The organism is Leucobacter sp. gxy201 (assembly GCF_051043335.1).
Lineage (GTDB): Bacteria > Actinomycetota > Actinomycetes > Actinomycetales > Microbacteriaceae > Leucobacter.
The window spans coordinates 516,290-533,409 of the sequence record NZ_JAMXWS010000001.1 but is presented as its reverse complement, the minus strand read 5'-3'; the positions used below and the strand labels follow the sequence as shown (position 1 = coordinate 533,409).

General features: G+C 69.0%; 13 protein-coding genes. 8 read left to right on the top strand and 5 right to left on the bottom strand.

Annotation, left to right across the window (positions count from 1 at the left end; translation table 11 throughout):
* Nucleotides 1-16: 16 nt before the first annotated feature.
* Together NHL51_RS02400 and NHL51_RS02395 are read right to left on the bottom strand one after the other, a co-directional pair.
* On the bottom strand, nucleotides 17-1,438 hold the full coding sequence (locus NHL51_RS02400; protein WP_434141555.1) for a DUF2130 domain-containing protein: 1,422 nt from the start codon (nucleotides 1,436-1,438) through the stop codon (nucleotides 17-19).
* A gap of 87 nt (nucleotides 1,439-1,525) precedes the next feature.
* On the bottom strand, nucleotides 1,526-3,397 hold the full coding sequence (locus tag NHL51_RS02395) for an ABC transporter ATP-binding protein (RefSeq protein ID WP_434141554.1): 1,872 nt from the start codon (nucleotides 3,395-3,397) through the stop codon (nucleotides 1,526-1,528).
* Nucleotides 3,398-3,594: 197 nt separating this feature from the next.
* Between NHL51_RS02395 and NHL51_RS02390 the strand changes: the two genes are divergently transcribed.
* Together NHL51_RS02390 and NHL51_RS02385 are read left to right on the top strand one after the other, a co-directional pair.
* A complete protein-coding gene (locus NHL51_RS02390) occupies nucleotides 3,595-4,854 on the top strand; it encodes a winged helix DNA-binding domain-containing protein (protein WP_434141553.1) in 1,260 nt (419 codons plus the stop codon).
* A 38-nt stretch (nucleotides 4,855-4,892) separates the two neighbouring features.
* A complete protein-coding gene (locus tag NHL51_RS02385; RefSeq protein ID WP_434141552.1) occupies nucleotides 4,893-6,623 on the top strand; it encodes a cation:proton antiporter in 1,731 nt (576 codons plus the stop codon).
* A 34-nt stretch (nucleotides 6,624-6,657) separates the two neighbouring features.
* Here NHL51_RS02385 and alr read toward each other — a convergent pair whose 3' ends face one another.
* The 3 genes from alr to NHL51_RS02370 all read right to left on the bottom strand — a co-directional run bounded on the left by alr (nucleotide 6,658) and on the right by NHL51_RS02370 (nucleotide 10,108).
* Complete coding sequence (gene alr / locus NHL51_RS02380) at nucleotides 6,658-7,758, bottom strand: alanine racemase (protein WP_434141551.1); 1,101 nt, start codon at nucleotides 7,756-7,758, stop codon at nucleotides 6,658-6,660.
* A gap of 157 nt (nucleotides 7,759-7,915) precedes the next feature.
* Nucleotides 7,916-9,415: an alanine/glycine:cation symporter family protein gene (locus tag NHL51_RS02375; protein ID WP_434141550.1), complete on the bottom strand. Its 1,500-nt coding sequence runs from the start codon at nucleotides 9,413-9,415 to the stop codon at nucleotides 7,916-7,918.
* Nucleotides 9,416-9,616: 201 nt separating this feature from the next.
* A complete protein-coding gene (locus tag NHL51_RS02370; RefSeq protein WP_434141549.1) occupies nucleotides 9,617-10,108 on the bottom strand; it encodes an Lrp/AsnC family transcriptional regulator in 492 nt (163 codons plus the stop codon).
* Between the two features lie 199 nt (nucleotides 10,109-10,307).
* Here NHL51_RS02370 and ald point away from each other — a divergent pair, with 199 nt between their 5' ends.
* The 6 genes from ald (at nucleotide 10,308) to NHL51_RS02340 (ending at nucleotide 16,982) form a co-directional block, all read left to right on the top strand.
* On the top strand, nucleotides 10,308-11,432 hold the full coding sequence (ald, locus tag NHL51_RS02365) for an alanine dehydrogenase (RefSeq protein WP_434141548.1): 1,125 nt from the start codon (nucleotides 10,308-10,310) through the stop codon (nucleotides 11,430-11,432).
* 51 nt (nucleotides 11,433-11,483) lie between these two features.
* Nucleotides 11,484-11,981 carry a hypothetical protein gene (locus NHL51_RS02360; protein ID WP_434141547.1) on the top strand — a complete coding sequence of 166 codons (498 nt, stop codon included), beginning with the start codon at nucleotides 11,484-11,486 and terminating at the stop codon, nucleotides 11,979-11,981.
* A gap of 12 nt (nucleotides 11,982-11,993) precedes the next feature.
* Nucleotides 11,994-13,604: a helix-turn-helix domain-containing protein gene (locus tag NHL51_RS02355; RefSeq protein ID WP_434141546.1), complete on the top strand. Its 1,611-nt coding sequence runs from the start codon at nucleotides 11,994-11,996 to the stop codon at nucleotides 13,602-13,604.
* Nucleotides 13,605-13,774: 170 nt separating this feature from the next.
* Nucleotides 13,775-15,223 (top strand): APC family permease, encoded by a 1,449-nt coding sequence (locus tag NHL51_RS02350; RefSeq protein WP_434141545.1) that lies wholly within the window; start codon nucleotides 13,775-13,777, stop codon nucleotides 15,221-15,223.
* On the top strand, nucleotides 15,220-15,798 hold the full coding sequence (locus NHL51_RS02345) for a hypothetical protein (protein ID WP_434141544.1): 579 nt from the start codon (nucleotides 15,220-15,222) through the stop codon (nucleotides 15,796-15,798). The genes NHL51_RS02350 and NHL51_RS02345 overlap by 4 nt, the downstream gene beginning before the upstream one ends.
* 74 nt (nucleotides 15,799-15,872) lie before the next feature.
* Entirely contained in the window at nucleotides 15,873-16,982 is a 1,110-nt protein-coding gene (locus NHL51_RS02340; protein ID WP_434141543.1) for a Zn-dependent alcohol dehydrogenase, read from the top strand.
* The last annotated feature ends 138 nt before the right edge of the window (nucleotides 16,983-17,120 follow it).

The window sequence follows — 17,120 nt, the reverse complement described above, 5'->3', positions numbered from 1 at the left end:
GTCGGCGTTCGCCCTCCTAGGCGTCTTCGGGTGCGGCGGAAAGCCGTGCCGCCGCGTCGACCTCGGCGAACTTCGCCTGCATCGTCGGATTGCCGCGGGTGAGCTTCTTGATCGTAACGCCCTGCGCCTTGTCGTTGGCGAGGCGCAGGTTGTTCTCGGACTTCAGCAGGTTCTCCTTCACCCGCTGCATCTCGAGTATCGACTTGTCGATGCGGTCGATCGCCTCCTGGAACTGCCGCGAGGCGAGGTCGTAGTTGCGACCGAACGCGTCCTTGAACTTGTCGAGGTGCTCCTCGAACTGCGTGATGTCGATGTTCTGCGCTTTGACCTGCTCGAGCTCGGCCTTGTACTTGAGCGCATTCAGCGAACCGTTGCGCAGCAGGGTGATGAGCGGCATGAAGAACTGCGGTCGCACGACGTACATCTTCGGGTAGCGGTGCGACACGTCGACGATGCCGTCGTTGTAGACCTCGCTGTCGGGTTCGAGCAGCGACACGAGCACGGCGTACTCGCAGCCCTTCTCGGTGCGATCCTTATCGAGCTCTTTGAAGAAGTCTTCGTTCTTCTTCTTCGTCGCCGTCGTGTCGGCCTCGTTCTTCATCTCGAACATGATCGAGACGAGCTCGATGCCCGCGTCGTCGAAGTCGCGGAATATGTAGTCGCCCTTGCTGCCCGTGCGCGCGTCGTTGTCCTTCTCGAAGTAGGCGTTCGGAAAGGCCATGGCGCGGTAGCGATTGAAGGTGTTCTCGCAGTGCAGCTCGAGGGTCTCGCCGATCATCTTCGTCGACAGGCGCGCCTTCATGTCGCGCAGTCGCTCGATCTGCTCGTCGCGGTCGCCGAGCTGCGCCTCGTAGCGCTCCTTCAGCGCCCGCTCCGCGAGCTCCTTCTCCAGCGCCGCCCGGTCGAGGCCGCTCTTCAGTTCGTCGCGCTGCTTCTCGAGCGCGCCCACCGCCTCGGTCACCGCGAGCTTCTGCGCCGTCTGCCCCGCCTCGACCTGCGCCTTGAGGCGCTGGATCTCCGCGTCCTTCTCGGCCTCCGCGCGCTGCACCTCGGCCGCGAGCCGCGCCTGTGCGAGCTCGCTCGCGGCCTCGCCGTCGCGCTTCGTCCGGGCGAGCTCGGTCGCGAGCTCATCGCGCTGCTTCTCGACTGCGGCGAGCGCCTCTGCAACGGCGAGCTTCTGCGCGGTCGCGCCCGCGTCGATCTGCGCCCGCAGCTCCTGGATCTGCGCCTCCTTCGCAGCGGCGGCCTGCTGCAGTTCGCCGGCCGCGGTGGCGCGGGCGAGCTCGAGGGCGTTCTGCTTGTCGGTCTCGGCGAGGGCGAGGCGTTCGTGCAGCTGCTGTTCGAAGTCGCGGTCGCGCACCTGCTTCAGGATGTCGGCGTAGCCCGCCTCATCGACGGTGAACGCCTTGCCGCAGTGCGGGCACTTGATCTCGTGCATCGGGAGCTCCATTCGAGAATTGCCGGGCGGGCGATACCCCTCAACAGTGGCACAGACCGCGGACATCGCGGGACGGACCGCGCGCGGCTACCCGACGAGGTCGAAGCGCCTCATGCGCTTGCGGTCGGCCTTCGACGCCGAATGCTGCAGCGCGAGCAGCTCGGCGTAGATGCCGCCCGAGCGCGCGAGCTCGGCCGGCGACCCGATCTCGTCGATGCGGCCCTCGCGCAGGGTGATGATGCGGTCGACCTCGGCGATGGTCGACAGCCGGTGCGCGATGATGAAGCTCGTGCGGCCCTGCATGAGGTCGTCGAGGCCGGCCTGCACGAGCCGCTCCGACTTCGTGTCGAGCGCGCTGGTCGCCTCGTCGAGCACGATGATCGGCGCGTCCTTGAGCATCGCCCGCGCGACCGCGATGCGCTGCTTCTGGCCGCCCGAGAGCTTGATGCCGCGCTCGCCGATGAGGGTGTCGTAGCCGTCGGGGAAGCGCGCGACGAACTGCGACACGGCCGCGCGCTCGGCGACCGTCTCGATCTCCTCGCGCGTCGCGTCGGGGCGGCCGTACGAGATGTTCTCGGCGATCGTGCCCGAGAACAGCGACGGATCCTGGAAGACGACGCCGATGCCGCGTCTGAGCTCCTCGACGCCCTCGCCCGCCCCCGCGATCTCGATCGCGCCCGAACGGGTCGTGTACAGGCCCATGAGCAGGTTCATGATGGTCGTCTTGCCGCCGCCCGATTCCCCCACGAACGCGATGCGCTCGCCGCGCCGCACCGTGAACGACAGCCCCGACAGCACGTCGGGGTCGTCGTCGTAGCCGAAGCGCACCTCGGTGAAGCGCACGACGTCGTCGGCCCCCGTGCCGTCGGCCTCGGCGGCGGCTGCGATGCCGTCGTCGTCACCGGCACCGACACCGGCGCCCGTCTCGAGCGGCTGCGGCAGCGCCCCGCCGCCCCGCCCCTTGACCTCGGCGGGGTCGAGCTCCATGACCTCGAAGTACGATTTCGACCCGGCGACGGCGCGCTGCGTCGAGTCGACGACCCAGCTCAGACTCTCGACCGGCTGCCGGGCGAGCGCCATGAGCTGGATGAGCATGACCATGTCGCCGACCGTGAAATGGCCGGTGACGGTGCGCACGAAGATGATGATGTAGAGCGCGAAGAAGATGACGTTGAGCACGCCGCGGCGCAGCGCATCCATCGCGTGCCAGTGCCGCGACTGCTGGGCGGTGAGTCCGACGGTGGCGTCGAAGTGCCGGTCGAACTCCTCGAGCTCGCTGCGCTCGCGCACGAACGACTTCACGACGCGCATCTGCCCGACGACTTCGGCGAAACGGCCCGAGGCGATGTCGACGTGGTCGTTCTTCCGCCCCTCGAGCACCTGCCACTTGCGACTGGTGAGCGCCGTGAGCCACAGGTACACGGGGTAGGCGATGGCGAGCAGCACGGCGAGCGGCCAGTAGTACCAGGCGCTGATCGCGAGCACCGCGATGGTCGTCATGAACATCGTCACGAACAGGTTCGAGAACGTCTTCATGAAGTTCGTGATCTCGTTGATCGATCGATTCAGGCGGGCGACGATCGTGCCGGTGAGCTCGTTGTCGTAGTAGCGCTGCGGCAGCGACAGCAGCTGCTCGTAGTACCGCGAGGAGAGGATCGTGCGCATCTTCGCGCTCATGACGTCGCCCCAGTAGCCGCCCACGTTGCTGAGCAGGGTCGAGGTGAGGCTCGCGGCGAGCAGCCCGACGGCGAGCAGCACCACGGTGCGGATCGTGCCGCCGGCCGCGCTGCCGCCCTGCGCCGTCGCCGACACGGCGCTCACGATGACGTCGGTCGCGCGGCCGGTGATGAACGGCACGGTCAGGCTCGCGAGCGTCACGACGATCGCGGCGGCCGCGATGCCGACGTAATAGGGGGTGAGCGATCGGGTGAAGCGCATGATGCGCAGCAGTGAGGACACGGCGGCCTTCCGGAGGGGGCGATCGGGGCGCGGGCGCGCGGGCGTGCGCGGGCTGTTCGGCCGACCCTCGCTGCGCCTGCGAGCGTTAGCCATGATACGCCGCCCGAGTGCGCACCCGGCGTCTGTTCGCTCGCAGCGCCGTCGACGGGTCGCGGGCCGCCCGGCGCGATGACGGCGGCTGCTCGTACACTGTGCTCATGACCGCGAGCGCCACCGCCGTGACCGATGACGAACTGCTGCGCCTGCGCATGCGCTCCCTCGGGCTGAACGCTCGCGGGGCAGATGCCGCTGACGCGGTCCCGTCCCTGCAGGGATCATCGTCCGGCTCCGAACGCATCGCCGCGACCGCGCGGCGCATGCTCGCCGTGCAGGGTCAGGATTGGCGGGCCGCGCAATGGGCGCTCGGCGTGCGCACCCCCGGGTCGACGATCGCGGACGTGCGCGCGGCGTACGCGACGGGGCTCATCGTGCGCTCGTGGCCCATGCGCGGCACGGTGCACGTCGTCGCGGCGGAGGACATCAGGTGGATGCAGCGGGCCACGAACGCGCGCGTGCTCGCCGGGGCGCCGAAGCGTCGCGAATACCTCGGCATGAGCGACGCCGACCTCGACCGGCTCGTCGACGTCTCGCAGCAGGCGCTCGCGGGCGGCGCCTCGCACGACCGCGACAGCCTGTCGAGCGTGTGGACGGAGGCCGGCATCGAGTGGCCGAGCAACTGGCGCTACCACGTCATCTGGTGGCTGTGCCAGAACGGCATCGCGGTCTTCGGGCCTCCGGGCGAGACCGGCGAGCCCCGCCTCGTGCTCGCGCGCGACTGGATCGCCGCGCCCCGCGAGCTCGACGGCGACGACGCCCTCGCCGAGCTCGCAGGCCGCTACGCCGCGGCACGAGGCCCCGTGCATGCGAAGGATCTGGCCTGGTGGGCGGGGCTGCCCGTGCGCGACGCGCGCCGCGGGATGGAGCTCGCGGCCGAGGCCGGCAGGCTCGCCCCGGTGCATCGGGAGAACGCGAGCGGCGCGGCAGCGGCGCTGTGGGCGGCGCCGGAGGCGCTCGAGAAGCTCGACGCGCTCCGGTCCGCCGAGGCGGCCTCTGCCGGTGCCGGTGCCGGTGCCGGGTTCACCGCCGAAACCCTGCTGCTGCCGGCGTTCGACGAGCATCTGCTCGGCTACGCCGAGCGCACCCCGCAGCTCGGCGCCGGGCAGCTCGATCGCATCGTGCCGGGCCGCAACGGCATGTTCCTCGCGACGGTGGTGCGGGGCGGGCGCACCGTCGGCACGTGGAAGCGCGGCGCCGGCAAGCGCGCGGCGCTCGAGATCACGGCGATCCCTGCAGCGGGCACCGCCGCCGCGGCACCGCCCCTCGACCCCGCATCGCTCGCCGTGCCCGTCTCGGATTGGGCCTCCTTCCACGGCGCCGAAGCCCCGCCCGTCGAAATCATGCCCGTCGCAGACGCGTAACCGGCGCGGCGAGCGGGCGCTGCCCGTAATCTGTTCCCATGGAACTGGGACTGCTCGCCGTCATCGCGATCGTGCTGCTCGTCGGCACCTCGATCTTCGGTGCCCGCATCGGCATCGCCGCACCGTTGCTGCTCGTCGTCATCGGCATCGGCATCGGTTACATCCCGATCGTGCCCGACATCCGCGTCGACCCCGAGATCATCCTGCTCGGGGTGCTGCCGCCGCTGCTCTACGCCGCCTCCGTCAACACGCCGCTCGTCGACTTCCGCCGCAACATCCAGCCGATCGCGGGCCTCTCGGTCGTGCTGGTGCTGCTCTCGGCCCTCGCGATCGGCGGCCTGCTGCACCTCGCCGTGCCGACCATCCCCTTCCCCGTCGCGGTCGCGCTCGGCGCCGTCGTCAGCCCGACCGACGCGGTCGCCGCGACCTCCATCGGCAAGCGCCTCGGCATGCCCGAACGGCTCGTCGCCATCCTGGAGGGCGAGAGCCTCGTCAACGACGCGACCTCGCTCGTGCTGCTGAAGACCGCCCTCGCCGCCGTCGCCGGCGGATTCGCATTCTGGAGCGCGGCCGGCACCTTCGCATTCTCGGTCACCGCCGCCATCATCATCGGCTACCTCATCGGCATCGCAACGGTGTGGGTGCGTTCGAAGCTCACGAACCCCGTGCACGACACCGTCATCTCGTTCGTGGTGCCGTTCGTGGCCTTCCTCCCCGCCGAAGAGATCGGCGCCTCGGGCGTGCTCGCCGTCGTCGTCACCGGCCTCTACACGGGCCACCACTCGGCGAGCCGCTTCAGCGCGACCGCGCGCATGAACGAGCGCCTCAACTGGCGCACTCTGCAGTTCGTCATCGAGAACGGCGTCTTCCTGATCATGGGCCTCGAACTGCACACTCTCGTCGACGCCGTCAGCGGTAACGACCTGCAGCTCGGGCATCTGCCGCTCATCGCGATCGGCGTCGTCGTGATGCTGATCGCCATCCGCGCCCTCTTCCTCGTGCCGCTGCTCTTCTCGATGCGCCGCAACCTCGGCCGCTACCAGCTGCGCAGCGCCGGCTTCATGAAGATCTCGCGCCGACTGCGCGACGCTGACGATGCCGACCCGGCGCGGGTCGAGCGCCTCGACCGCCTCGCCCAGCGCTCGCGCGCCGACCTCGCCCACGAGCGCGACCAGCGGCTCGGCTGGCGCGACGGTGCCGTGCTCTCGTGGAGCGGCATGCGGGGCGTCGTCACGCTGGCGGCCGCGCAGTCGATCCCGACCGAAGTGCCGCTGCGCCCCCAGCTCATCCTCATCGCGTTCTTCGTCGCCGTCATCACCCTGCTGCTGCACGGCCTCACACTGCCGACGGTCATCAAGAAGCTGTGGCCGGGCGGCGCGGGCACCGACGACGACGGCCTCGAGCTCGCGTCGCTCAGCAGCGACCTCATCGAAGCGGGCAACATCGCCCTCGACGACCTCCTCACGAACCCGCCGCACGACGAGGCCGATTTCGCCGTGCCCTCCGACCGTGTGATCGAACGGGTGCGGGCGAGCTCGCGGGGTGCGCTCGCACCGCTCGCGGTGTCGCTGCCCGAGACGGGCGCGATCGCGGGGCTCGAGGAGGAGACGCCGGCGCAGGCGTATCTGCGCGTCGCCCGCTACGTGCTCGACGCCCAGCGCGACGCCCTGCTCGAGGAGCGCGCGATCGGGCGCTACAGTTCGAGCGCGCTGCGCCAGGCCGAGCTCGCGCTCGACGTGCACGAGACGCGCCTCTCGGGCATCCACTGAGCGCCGCGCACCGGGGCCGCCCCCGAACCCGCGCTCAGGTGCGCGGCACGCGGGCGCCGATGCGCGTCACGATCTCGTAGTTGATGGTGCCCGCGGCGTCGGCCCAGTCGGTCGCCGAGGGCGCACCGCTCGCGGGGTCGCCGAAGAGCGTCGCGACGTCGCCCTCGGCGACCCGGTCGTCGCCGACGTCGAGCACGAACTGATCCATGGCGATGCGGCCCGCGACGCGGTAGCGGCGGCCGTTCAGCAGCACCGGGCCGGCGCCCGAGGCCTGGCGCGGAATACCGTCGGCGTAACCGAGCGGCACCAGGGCGAGAGTCGTCTCGCGCTCGGCGCGGTAGGTGTGGTCGTACGAGACGCCTGCGCCCGCGGCGACCCTGCGCGTCTTCACCACGGCGGCGCGCAGCGTCATCGCCGGGCGCAGCCCGAGTTCGGCCGACGTCACCCCGTCGAACGGCGAGAGCCCGTACGTTCCGATGCCGAAGCGCACGGCGTCGAGGCGCGCCTCCGGCAGTTCGAAGGTGCCGTGCGTCGCGGCGAGGTGGCGCGTCTCGGGCACGACGCCGAGGGATGCTGCGAGGTCGACGGCCCCGAGGTAGACGTCGAGCGCCTCGCGATTCGATGCGGGTGTCGTGTTCGCGAGATGACTGAACATGCCCGCGACGCGCACCTCTCCCGCGGCCTCGAGGCGGGCGGCCTCGGCGAAGACGAAGTCCCACTCCTCGGGGGCGAGACCGCCCCGCGAAAGCCCCGTGTCGAGCTTCAGGTGCACACGGGCGGGCGCCCCCGGGCGCGATGCAGCGGCCGCGGCGGCGAGCTGCGCGGCCGACGAGACGCCGAGCTCGATGCCCTGCTCCACCGCCTGCGAGAAGTCGGTGCCCGGCCCGTGCAGCCAGGCGATGAGCGGCGCCTCGATGCCGGCCTCGCGCAGCGCGAACGCCTCGCCGAGGTCGGCGACGCCGATGCGCCGCGCCCCGCCTTCGAGCGCCGCCCGCGCGACCGTCGCGGCACCGTGCCCGTAGCCGTTCGCCTTCACCACGCCGATCACCTCGGTGCCGGTGAGCTGCACGGCATGCGCGATGTTCTGCGAGATCGCGACGGGGTCGATGCGCGCTTCGCGGAAGAGAGCGGTCATGGTGCGGAGTACCTCCGAAAGGTCGAGTGCGCGCTGCGGCGCGGGGCAAGGTTCAGGTTACGCCGATCCCTGTCGATGCAGCGATCAGCGCGCGGAAACGGCGGAGGGCCGGAGCGGCGATGCCGCCCCGACCCTCAGTCGCGATGAAGCCGACGGTCTAGCGGGCCTGCTTCTTCTTCTGGTGCTCGTCGATCTGGACGTCGATGTCGTCCTCCTGCGTCAGCCACTCCTGGTAGCCGGGCTCGTCCTTGAGGGCGGCGCGGATCTCGGGCTCGGTAGCGCGCAGCTTCGGGTCGAACTTGAGGTACGCCTTGGTCTCGCGGGCGATGAGGCCCGAGAGGATGAGCAGGCCGATGAGGTTCGGCAGCGCCATCAGGCCGTTCATCACGTCCGAGAACGACCACACGAGGCTGAGCTGCGTGGTCGCGCCGACGAAGGCGACGATGGCCCACACGACGCGGAACGGGATGACCGAGGGGCGGCCGAAGATGCGCTCGAGCGCGCGCTCGCCGTAGTACGACCAGCCGAGCAGCGTCGAGTAGGCGAAGAAGATGAGGCCGAGCGTCACGACCCAATGGCCCCACTGCCCCGGGAGGCCGTGCGAGAACGCCTCGCTCGTCATCAGCGCCGGCGACACCTGTTCGCCGGTTTCGGCATCGATGCTGTTCCAGGTGCCGGTCGTGATGATCACGAGGCCGGTCATGGTGACGACGATGATGGTGTCGATGAAGGTCTGCGTCATCGAGACGAGGCCCTGGCGCACGGGGTGGCTGGTCTGCGCTGCGGCGGCGGCGATCGCGGCCGAGCCCATGCCCGACTCGTTCGAGAAGATGCCACGGGCGAAGCCGTACTGCACGGCGATGATGAAGACCGAGCCGAGGAAGCCGCCGGTGGCGGCGGTGCCGGTGAACGCGTCGGTGAAGATCAGCGCGAAGGCGGCGGGCACGTCGACGATGTTCGCGAACAGGATGTAGAGCGCTGCGCCGACGTAGAAGACGATCATGATCGGCACGAACGCCGAGGTGACCTTACCGATCGACTTGATGCCGCCGATGAGCACGATCGCGGTGAGCACGGCGACGACGGCGCCGGTGATCCACATCGGCACGTTGAAGCTGTTCTCGACGTTCGCCGCGATGGCGTTCGACTGGGTCATGTTGCCGATGCCGAAGCAGGCGAACACGGTGAAGATGGTGAACGACCAGCCGAGGATCTTGCCGACCGGGCCCTTGATGCCCTTCTCCAGGTAGTACTGGGGGCCGCCGTTGCGCTCGCCCTTGGCGTCGACGGTGCGGTAGCGCACCGCGAGGAACGCCTCGGAGTACTTCGAGGCCATGCCGAGCACGCCGGTGACCCACATCCAGAACAGCGCGCCGGGGCCGCCGATGCCGATCGCGGTCGCGACGCCGACGATGTTGCCGGTGCCGACCGTCGCGGCGAGGGCGGTGGTCAGCGCCTGGAACTGCGAGATATCGCCCTTGGAGCCCGGGTCACGACGGCGGATGATGCCGAGGTTGATCGCCGCGCCGAGGCGGAAGAACTGAAGCCCGCCGAGGCGGATGGTCAGGTAGAGACCGGTCAGGAAGAGGAGCGGGATGAGGACGAAGGGCCCCCAAATAATTCCGCTCAACCAGTCGAGAAATCCCTGGAAGTCCATGGAGAAGGTTTCCTATTCTGCTTTCGCCACTTTGCGACGTGCTGGACATGAAAATTACTTAGGCGCTCGCGCACCACACTGAGGAAGTATATGCGCAGCTTGGTAACGGCTGTGCAACGGTGAGACTCTCAGACAAAATTCAGCAGGAAATACTGGAGAGAACGACTCTGGACCGGACCCAAACGCATCCGGTGCCCGAAATCAGGCGAATGACCGCACAGGATTCTGATGATGGCTGAAGACGAGACTGGTGCGCGTCGACGAGACCGCGGGGTGCGCCGACAGGTGCTCGGTCACGAACTCGCGCACGTGGTCGGAGTCGCGGGCGCCCAGGTGAATGATGAAATCCTCGACTCCGCCGAGGAAGAAGAGCTGCATCACTTCGGGCAGGGATCGCAGCTCTTCGCTCAGCTCGGAGATGCGCTGGCGCGCGCCCGAACGCACGGTGACGCTGACGAGCACCTGCAGCTCGAGCCCCATCGCCCGCGGATCGACACTGGCGGTGAAGCCGGTGATGATGCGGCGGCTGACGAGGCTGCGCACGCGCGCGATGCAGGTCGATGCGGCGACGCCGACGCGATCGGCGAGCTCGGCGTTCGTGATGCGGCCGTTCGCCTGCAGCTCCTCGACGATCTTCCGATCGATCGCGTCCAGGTCGGAATCGGCGCGCAGATTCTTCGAAGTTTCAGTCACTCTTATCCTTTATTGCGGTATTTCGGACAAGAATAGCGCCAATTTTCCGAATAGCATTCATGACTTATTGAAAACCGACGAATATACTGCACAATCAGTGCATTGCCCTTGTCGAGGTCGCGGCCCTCGTGTCACCGCGCGATACGGGCTATCACAGTGATCCTCCCCGAATCACTCCACCGCCACAAGAGGAGCAAACATGCGCGTCGGCATTCCTACCGAGATCAAGAACAACGAGAACCGTGTCGCCATCACCGAAGCCGGCGTCTTCGAGCTGACCCGCCGCGGCCACGAGGTGCTCGTGCAGTCGGGCGCGGGCCTGGGCTCGGCCATCACCGATGAGGAGTACGCCGCTGCCGGCGCCCGGATCGTCGACGGCGCCGACGGCGTCTGGGCCGAGGCCGACATGATCCTCAAGGTCAAGGAGCCCATCCCCTCGGAGTACGCGAAGCTGCGCAAGGGCCAGGTCCTCTTCACCTACCTGCACCTCGCCGCCGACAAGCAGCTCACCGAGGCCGTGCTCGAGTCGGGCACCACCGCCATCGCCTACGAGACCGTGCAGCTGCCCAACCGCGCGCTGCCGCTGCTCGCCCCCATGTCCGAGGTCGCGGGCCGCCTCTCGGTGCAGGTCGGCGCCTACTCGCTCATGAAGGCCAACGGCGGCCGCGGCATCCTGCTCGGCGGCGTCACCGCGACCCGTCGCGGCAAGGTCGTCGTCATCGGCGGCGGCGCTGCCGGCGAGCAGGCCGCACGCATCGCCTACGGCATGGGCGCAGAGGTCACCGTCATCGACATCGCTCTCCCCCGCCTGAAGCAGCTCGAGGACGAGTTCAACGGTCGGATCCAGACCCGCACCTCGAACGCCCACAACATCACCGAGGCGCTCAAGGAAGCCGATCTCGTCATCGGCTCGGTCCTGATCCCGGGCGAGAAGGCGCCGAAGCTGGTCACCGACGAGATGGTCGCCCAGATGAAGACCGGCTCGGTGCTGGTCGATATCGCGATCGACCAGGGCGGCTGCTTCGAGAACTCGCACGCAACCACGCACGACGACCCCACCTTCCCGGTGCACAACTCGATCTACTACTGCGTGGCGAACATGCCCGGCGCGGTCCCCGAGACCTCGACCGCTGCGCTCACCAACGCCACCCTCCCCTACGCGGTCGCACTGGCCGACAAGGGCTGGGAGAAGGCGCTGAACGACGACGCGTCGCTCGCCAAGGGCCTGAACGCGCACGACGGCGTCATCGCGAACCACGGCGTCGCCGTCGCGTTCCCCGACCTCGCCTCGAAGTCGCTGGAGGACGTGCTCGCCAGCGCGTAACCCCGTCCCTCCCCGCCCGGCGAGGCCGATGCGGGGAGTAGGCTGAACCTCATGGATTTGAAGTTCACTTTCGGAGGAGCGTCACCCGATCATCACGATCACGGTGGCGCTCCTTCGGCCGTTCCGCTCCCCTTCACGACCTCGTCGGGAGGGTCGAGCAGCGTCCTCGAAGTGCGGGCGCGACTCGAGGACGCAGCGCGCGACGCGTCCGAAGCGGCGGAGACTGCGCAGTCATCCGGGACCCGCATCATCGCCGAGGCGCTCTCGGGCGACGGCGTCGCCTACTCCACGGCAGCGGTGGCGCTCACGGGCGCGGAGACCGCTGACCTCGCCCGCGCCCTGCGGTCGGCGCTCAGCCGCGCGGTCGCCGGCCTCGAGGGCCCGCTCGTCGACTCCATCACCGCGCTCGTCGTCGATCTCGGCGGGGCCGAGCTCGAGGCGCTCGCAGAGCTCGGCGTCGATACCGAACTGCCCGTGCTCGTCGTGCCGGCCGCCCTGCAGCAGCGCATCGGCGTCGCCGAGAGCACCCCCATCCGCCTCGGCGCCTGACCCCTCCCCGCGATGTCGCTCAGCCTGCGCAGACTGCTCCAGAACCCCTCGCTGCATCTGCGCCTCGTCGTCGCGGGCGACGAGAGCGACGGCGCGGGCGGCGAGGGAGCGTTCGACGAGGAGTTCGAGTGGCTGCACGCCACCGACCTCATCGACCCGACCCCGTTCCTCGGCCCGGCCGAGGTCATCCTGACGCTCGGCTGGCAGTTCCCCATCACCGAATCGGCCGATGCCTCCATCCCCGAGGTACGCATCGACCCCGAGCGCCTCGCGCGCATCTACGACGACTACGCGGCCCTCGTCGCCGCCTACGGCGTCAAGGGCATCGGCTTCGGCAGCGATGTCGTGCACCGAGGCATTCCGCACGAGCTCGCGCTCGCCTGCCACCGCCACGGGCTCATCCTCTTCGACGTGCCGTACGAGATCTCGTTCATGGATCTGCTGCAGGAGGCGGCACGCGTGCTGCAGCGCGACCAGACCGAGCGGTACACCCGATCGCTGCGGGCCCAGAAGGCCATCGCGAACGCCGCCACGCGCAAGGACGGCCTCACGGCGACGCTGCGCGAGACCGCCCGCCAGCTCGGCTGCGGCGTCGCGCTCTACGACCCGCTCGGCCGCCCCCTCACGCTGATCGAGTCGCCCGACGGGCGCCTCCTGCCCGAGGCCGAGCTCACCCCGATCGTGCAGCAGACCCTCGAGAACGGGCAGCGCTTCGTATCGTTGCAGGCCACCCCCGAGATCGAGGTCGTGCTGCAGACCCTCGGCGGCGCCGACTACCCGACCGGCGTACTGGCGCTCACCCTCAGCCGCGGCTTCGACGACGTGTCGCGCAACGTGCTCTCGAGCGTGCTCGCCCTCGTGAGCGTCTCGCTCGCGCAGAACCAGACCCTCGAGGCGCTGCAGCGCACACTGCGCGAGGCGCTGCTGCAGCTGCTGCTCTCGGGCAGCATCGACGTCACCCGGCACATCGTGCAGAGCGTGTGGGGGCCGCTCCCGCAGCCGCCGCTCGTCGCGCTGATCGGCATCCCCCAGCACTTCGACGCTTCGCGCCTGCTGCCCGCGCTCGACAAGCTGCGCCTCGAGGGTGAAGAGCCGTTCTTCTTCGCGCAGTACCGCAGCGACACCGCCATCCTCGTGAACGAGGCCGACGCCGACGCGTTCATCGACCGGCTCGCTCCGTTCGGGCTCGTCATCGGACGCTCGCACTGCGACGTGTGGGAGGGGCTGCCGCTCGCGCTCGAGGAAGCCAAGAAGGCTGCCGAGTTCGGGTTGCGACGCGGCGATGCGGGCGTCACGGGCTTCCCCGACATCTGGCGGGAGGGCGTGACCGACCTGATCGACGCGTCGGACGCCTCGCACGTCGCCCGGCGCCTGCTCGGCCCGCTCGAGGCCACCGACGCCGCAGGCGGCGCGGAGCTGCTGCGCACCCTCCGCGTCTGGCTCGAGCAGCACGGCCGACAGCAACCGGCCGCCCGCGAACTCGGCATCCACCGGCACACGCTCGCGAACCGGCTCGAGCAGATCGCGAACATCACCTCGAGCGATCTCGACGACTACCAGGTGCGCGCCGAGCTCACGCTCGCCCTGCGCTATTTCCAGCCTTCGGAGCAGAACGTCCAGTAGTCGAATTTGATTTCGACAGACTGATGTCGAAACCTCGCACGATCCAATGGCAGACCGGCCAGCATTCTCCTCCAGATCACCACTGTGTCGAATGCGGAACGTGCACGGAGGGAGCAAGCTGTCTGCTGGACGTTCGTTCACGACACAGCACACAGCAAAGGAGCTGAGACATGTCCAGAACCAAGCTCAAGAGGAGCCTCGGGTTCGGCGCCGCCTACGCGGCCTCCACCGGACTCGTCGTTTCCGGGACCGCCATGGTCTCTCTCGGCAACGGCTTCGGCACGGGCGGGCTCGCCTTCGCTATCCCGGCATTCATCGGCCTCATCATCATCGTCATGGTGGCCATCTCGTACGGCGAGCTCGCATCGATGCTGCCGGGCGGCGGCATGGTCGGAGAGTACACGCTGCCCGCGCTCGGCCGCCTCATGGCGATCATCGCAGTGCTCGGCGGCTACCTCGTGCTCGTCTCCGCCGACGGCGGCACGCAGCTGCTCGTGGCCGGCGACTCCTTCGAATCGCTCACCGGCTTCCCAGCGCCGCTCTTCTCCTTCATCCTGCTCGCCATCCTGCTGACCCTGAACATCTCGGGCGTCGACATCTTCGCGCGCTTCCAGATCCCTGTCGTGTTCGGCATGATGGGCATCCTCGCCGTGATGGGCCTCGCGGGCATCACCGGCTTCGCGACCGGCACCCCTGTCGAGAACGACTTCCTCGCGACCGATTGGGGCACGCTCGCCTCGATGGGCGCCGTCGCCATCTGGCTCTACATCGGCATGGAGTTCGTCGCTCCCCTCGCCGAAGAGGTCAAGAAGCCCTGGAAGAACATCCCCCTCGCCATGGTCATCGGCGTCTGCACCATCTTCCTCGTCGACGTGCTCTTCGGCTGGGGCGCCACCCGTTACGCCGACCTCGCCGAGATGGCGACCTCGTCGATCCCGCACGTCGTCGGCGCGACCGCGATCTTCGGCGCCACCGGCGGCCTCATCATGACCGTCGTCACCATCCTCGCCTCGTTCTCGACCGGCAACTCGTACCTCGCCGCCATCCCGCGAATGCTGTACGGCCTGTCGAACGAGGGCCTGCTGCCGAAGTGGCTCTCGAAGGTGAGCCCCCGCAGCCGCGTCCCCTGGACCGGCATGCTCGTCACCGCCGGCTGCATGGCCTCGGTGCTGCTGTACTCGACCTTCTCCGACGGCGGCATCGAGATGATCCTGAACCTCATCAGCATCGCCTGCACCACCTGGCTGCTGAGCTACATCATCGCCCAGGTCGACGTCGTCGTGCTGCGTCGCCGCTACCCGCAGGCGCATCGCCCCTTCAAGACGCCGCTCTACCCGCTGCCGCAGATTCTCGGCATCGCCTCGTGCACCTACCTCATCGTCTTCATCGTGCCCGAGATGTCGCAGCGCCTCGTGATCTGGGGCAGCGCCGGCATCGTCATCGCCGCCATCGCGATCTTCGCGATCATCTGGCTGAAGATGAACCGCCTGCCGCTCTTCGCCCCGACCGATCTCACCGAGACGCAGACGAACATCGTCGTGCGTTCGGAGGGTCTCGAGCACGAGTACGACGACGCGCTCGAAGCGGAGGGCGCACTCGAGACGGAGGAGACGAAGTGAAGTCCGGGAAACGGCCCCGCCGCGACGCACTCGCGGGCGAGGGCCCGATCGTCAACCGCGCCCGGGCCGCGCTGCAGCACACCGCGGCCCAGTTCGGCGAGGTGACGGCCGCCGACCAGACCACCGCCACGGTGCGCACAGCCGACGGCATCACCCTGACGCTGTCGTACGACCCCGGCAACTACATCTTCTCGCGGGTGTACAACCTGCGGATCATGGCGACGCTGCCTGCGGACACTCGGGTGCCCAGCGGCATCGAACTCTCATTCCGCGAGAAGGGCGCGGTACGGTACGTACCGAAGAAGGTCGGCCAGGCGACCCGCCCCGCTCCCGGCCCGCGCCTGAACGCGGTCAACCGCGAAGTCGGCGGGCAACTGCGCGAGATCGATCTGATCGCCTCCGCCGTCGACGGCCGCACACTGAGCATCGTGCCGATGGGCGGCTCGTTCGTCTGGGTGCTCATCCCGCCCGTCTTCAAGGCCACTGCCTTCCCCGCAGGGGAGGTCGAGCGCATCCTCGCGCTCATCCGCAGCTTCCGCAGCCCCCGCATCGCCGAGGCGGCCGTCGCCGCCTGACGCGCGAACCGATCGGGCTCGGATCCCCCGGGCCTGCTCCCCCGCCTGCCATCCACCCTCTGAAAGGACACTCCATGGTCAACGTGAAAGCCGCCGTCTTCGTCGGCGCCGAACAGCCCCTCGAGCTCCGCGATCTCCAGATCTCCGACCAGCCCGGCCCCCGCGAGGTGCTCGTCAAGATGGCCGCCTCGGGCGTCTGCCACTCGGATCTGCACGCGCTCGACGGCGACTGGGCCACCCCGGCACCGCTCGTGCTCGGGCACGAGGGCGCCGGAGTCGTGATCGCCGTCGGCAGCGAGGTCGACGATCTCGAGGTCGACGACCACGTGATCCTCTCGTGGACCCCGTCGTGCCAGAGGTGCGAGTTCTGCGTCTCGGGCAACCCCGTGCTCTGCCAGCTCGCCAACGAGACCGCGTACAACCACGTGTTCTTCGACGGCAAGACCCGTCTGCGCGACGGCGATGACGACGTCAAGAGCTTCCTCGCCGTCGGCTCCTTCGGCGACCACGCCATGGTGCCGGCCTCGGCCGCCATCAAGATCCGCAAGGACGCCCCGCTCGCGCAGGCCGCCCTCGTCGGCTGCGCCGTGACCACCGGCATCGGAGCGGTCGTCAACACGGCGAAGGTCGAGCCCGGCTCGACCGTGCTCGTCGTCGGCGGCGGCGGCGTCGGCCTGAACGTCGTGCAGGGCGCACGCCTCGCGGGTGCGAAGCAGATCATTCTCGCCGATGTCAGCGAGGACAAGCTCGAGCTCGGCCGCAAGTTCGGCGCGACACACACGATCAACAGCCGCGAGGTCGACCTGCTCGAGACCGTGCAGCAGCTCACCGACGGTCGCGGCGTCGACTACGCCTTCGAGGCGATCGGACTGCCCTTCACGATCGAGGCCTGCTACGAGGCCGTGCGCCGCGGCGGCACCGCGGTCGTCGTCGGCCAGGTCGCCGACGGCGTGAAGATCTCGATCGACCCGTTCGTGATGAGCGACCAGGAGAAGAAGCTCATCGGTTCGAACTACGGCTCGAGCCGCCAGTCGATCGACTTCCCGAAGATCGTCGATCTCTACATGGAGGGCCTCGTCGACCTCGACTCGATGGTCACCGATCGCATCGCGCTCGACGAGGTGAACGAGGCGTTCGCCGAGATGCGCCAGGGTCGCGGCATCCGCAGCGTCATCGAGTACTGACGCTCCCCCGAGTGCAGGCCGTGCGGAGGAAGAGATCATCGTCCTCCGCACGGCCTTCGCCGTTCATCGGGGCGGGCTCGCCTCGCTTCGGATTCTCCCCTGGATCTGTCCCCCGCAGGTGTCTCCCCACCGCGCCAG

Coding starts and splice junctions, on each gene's coding strand:
- NHL51_RS02400 (WP_434141555.1), bottom strand. CDS start 1,438: ATGCACGAGATCAAGTGCCCGCACTGCGGCAAGGCGTTCACCGTCGAT.
- NHL51_RS02390 (WP_434141553.1), top strand. CDS start 3,595: ATGACCGCGAGCGCCACCGCCGTGACCGATGACGAACTGCTGCGCCTG.
- NHL51_RS02385 (WP_434141552.1), top strand. CDS start 4,893: ATGGAACTGGGACTGCTCGCCGTCATCGCGATCGTGCTGCTCGTCGGC.
- alr (WP_434141551.1), bottom strand. CDS start 7,758: ATGACCGCTCTCTTCCGCGAAGCGCGCATCGACCCCGTCGCGATCTCG.
- NHL51_RS02375 (WP_434141550.1), bottom strand. CDS start 9,415: ATGGACTTCCAGGGATTTCTCGACTGGTTGAGCGGAATTATTTGGGGG.
- ald (WP_434141548.1), top strand. CDS start 10,308: ATGCGCGTCGGCATTCCTACCGAGATCAAGAACAACGAGAACCGTGTC.
- NHL51_RS02360 (WP_434141547.1), top strand. CDS start 11,484: ATGGATTTGAAGTTCACTTTCGGAGGAGCGTCACCCGATCATCACGAT.
- NHL51_RS02355 (WP_434141546.1), top strand. CDS start 11,994: ATGTCGCTCAGCCTGCGCAGACTGCTCCAGAACCCCTCGCTGCATCTG.
- NHL51_RS02350 (WP_434141545.1), top strand. CDS start 13,775: ATGTCCAGAACCAAGCTCAAGAGGAGCCTCGGGTTCGGCGCCGCCTAC.
- NHL51_RS02340 (WP_434141543.1), top strand. CDS start 15,873: ATGGTCAACGTGAAAGCCGCCGTCTTCGTCGGCGCCGAACAGCCCCTC.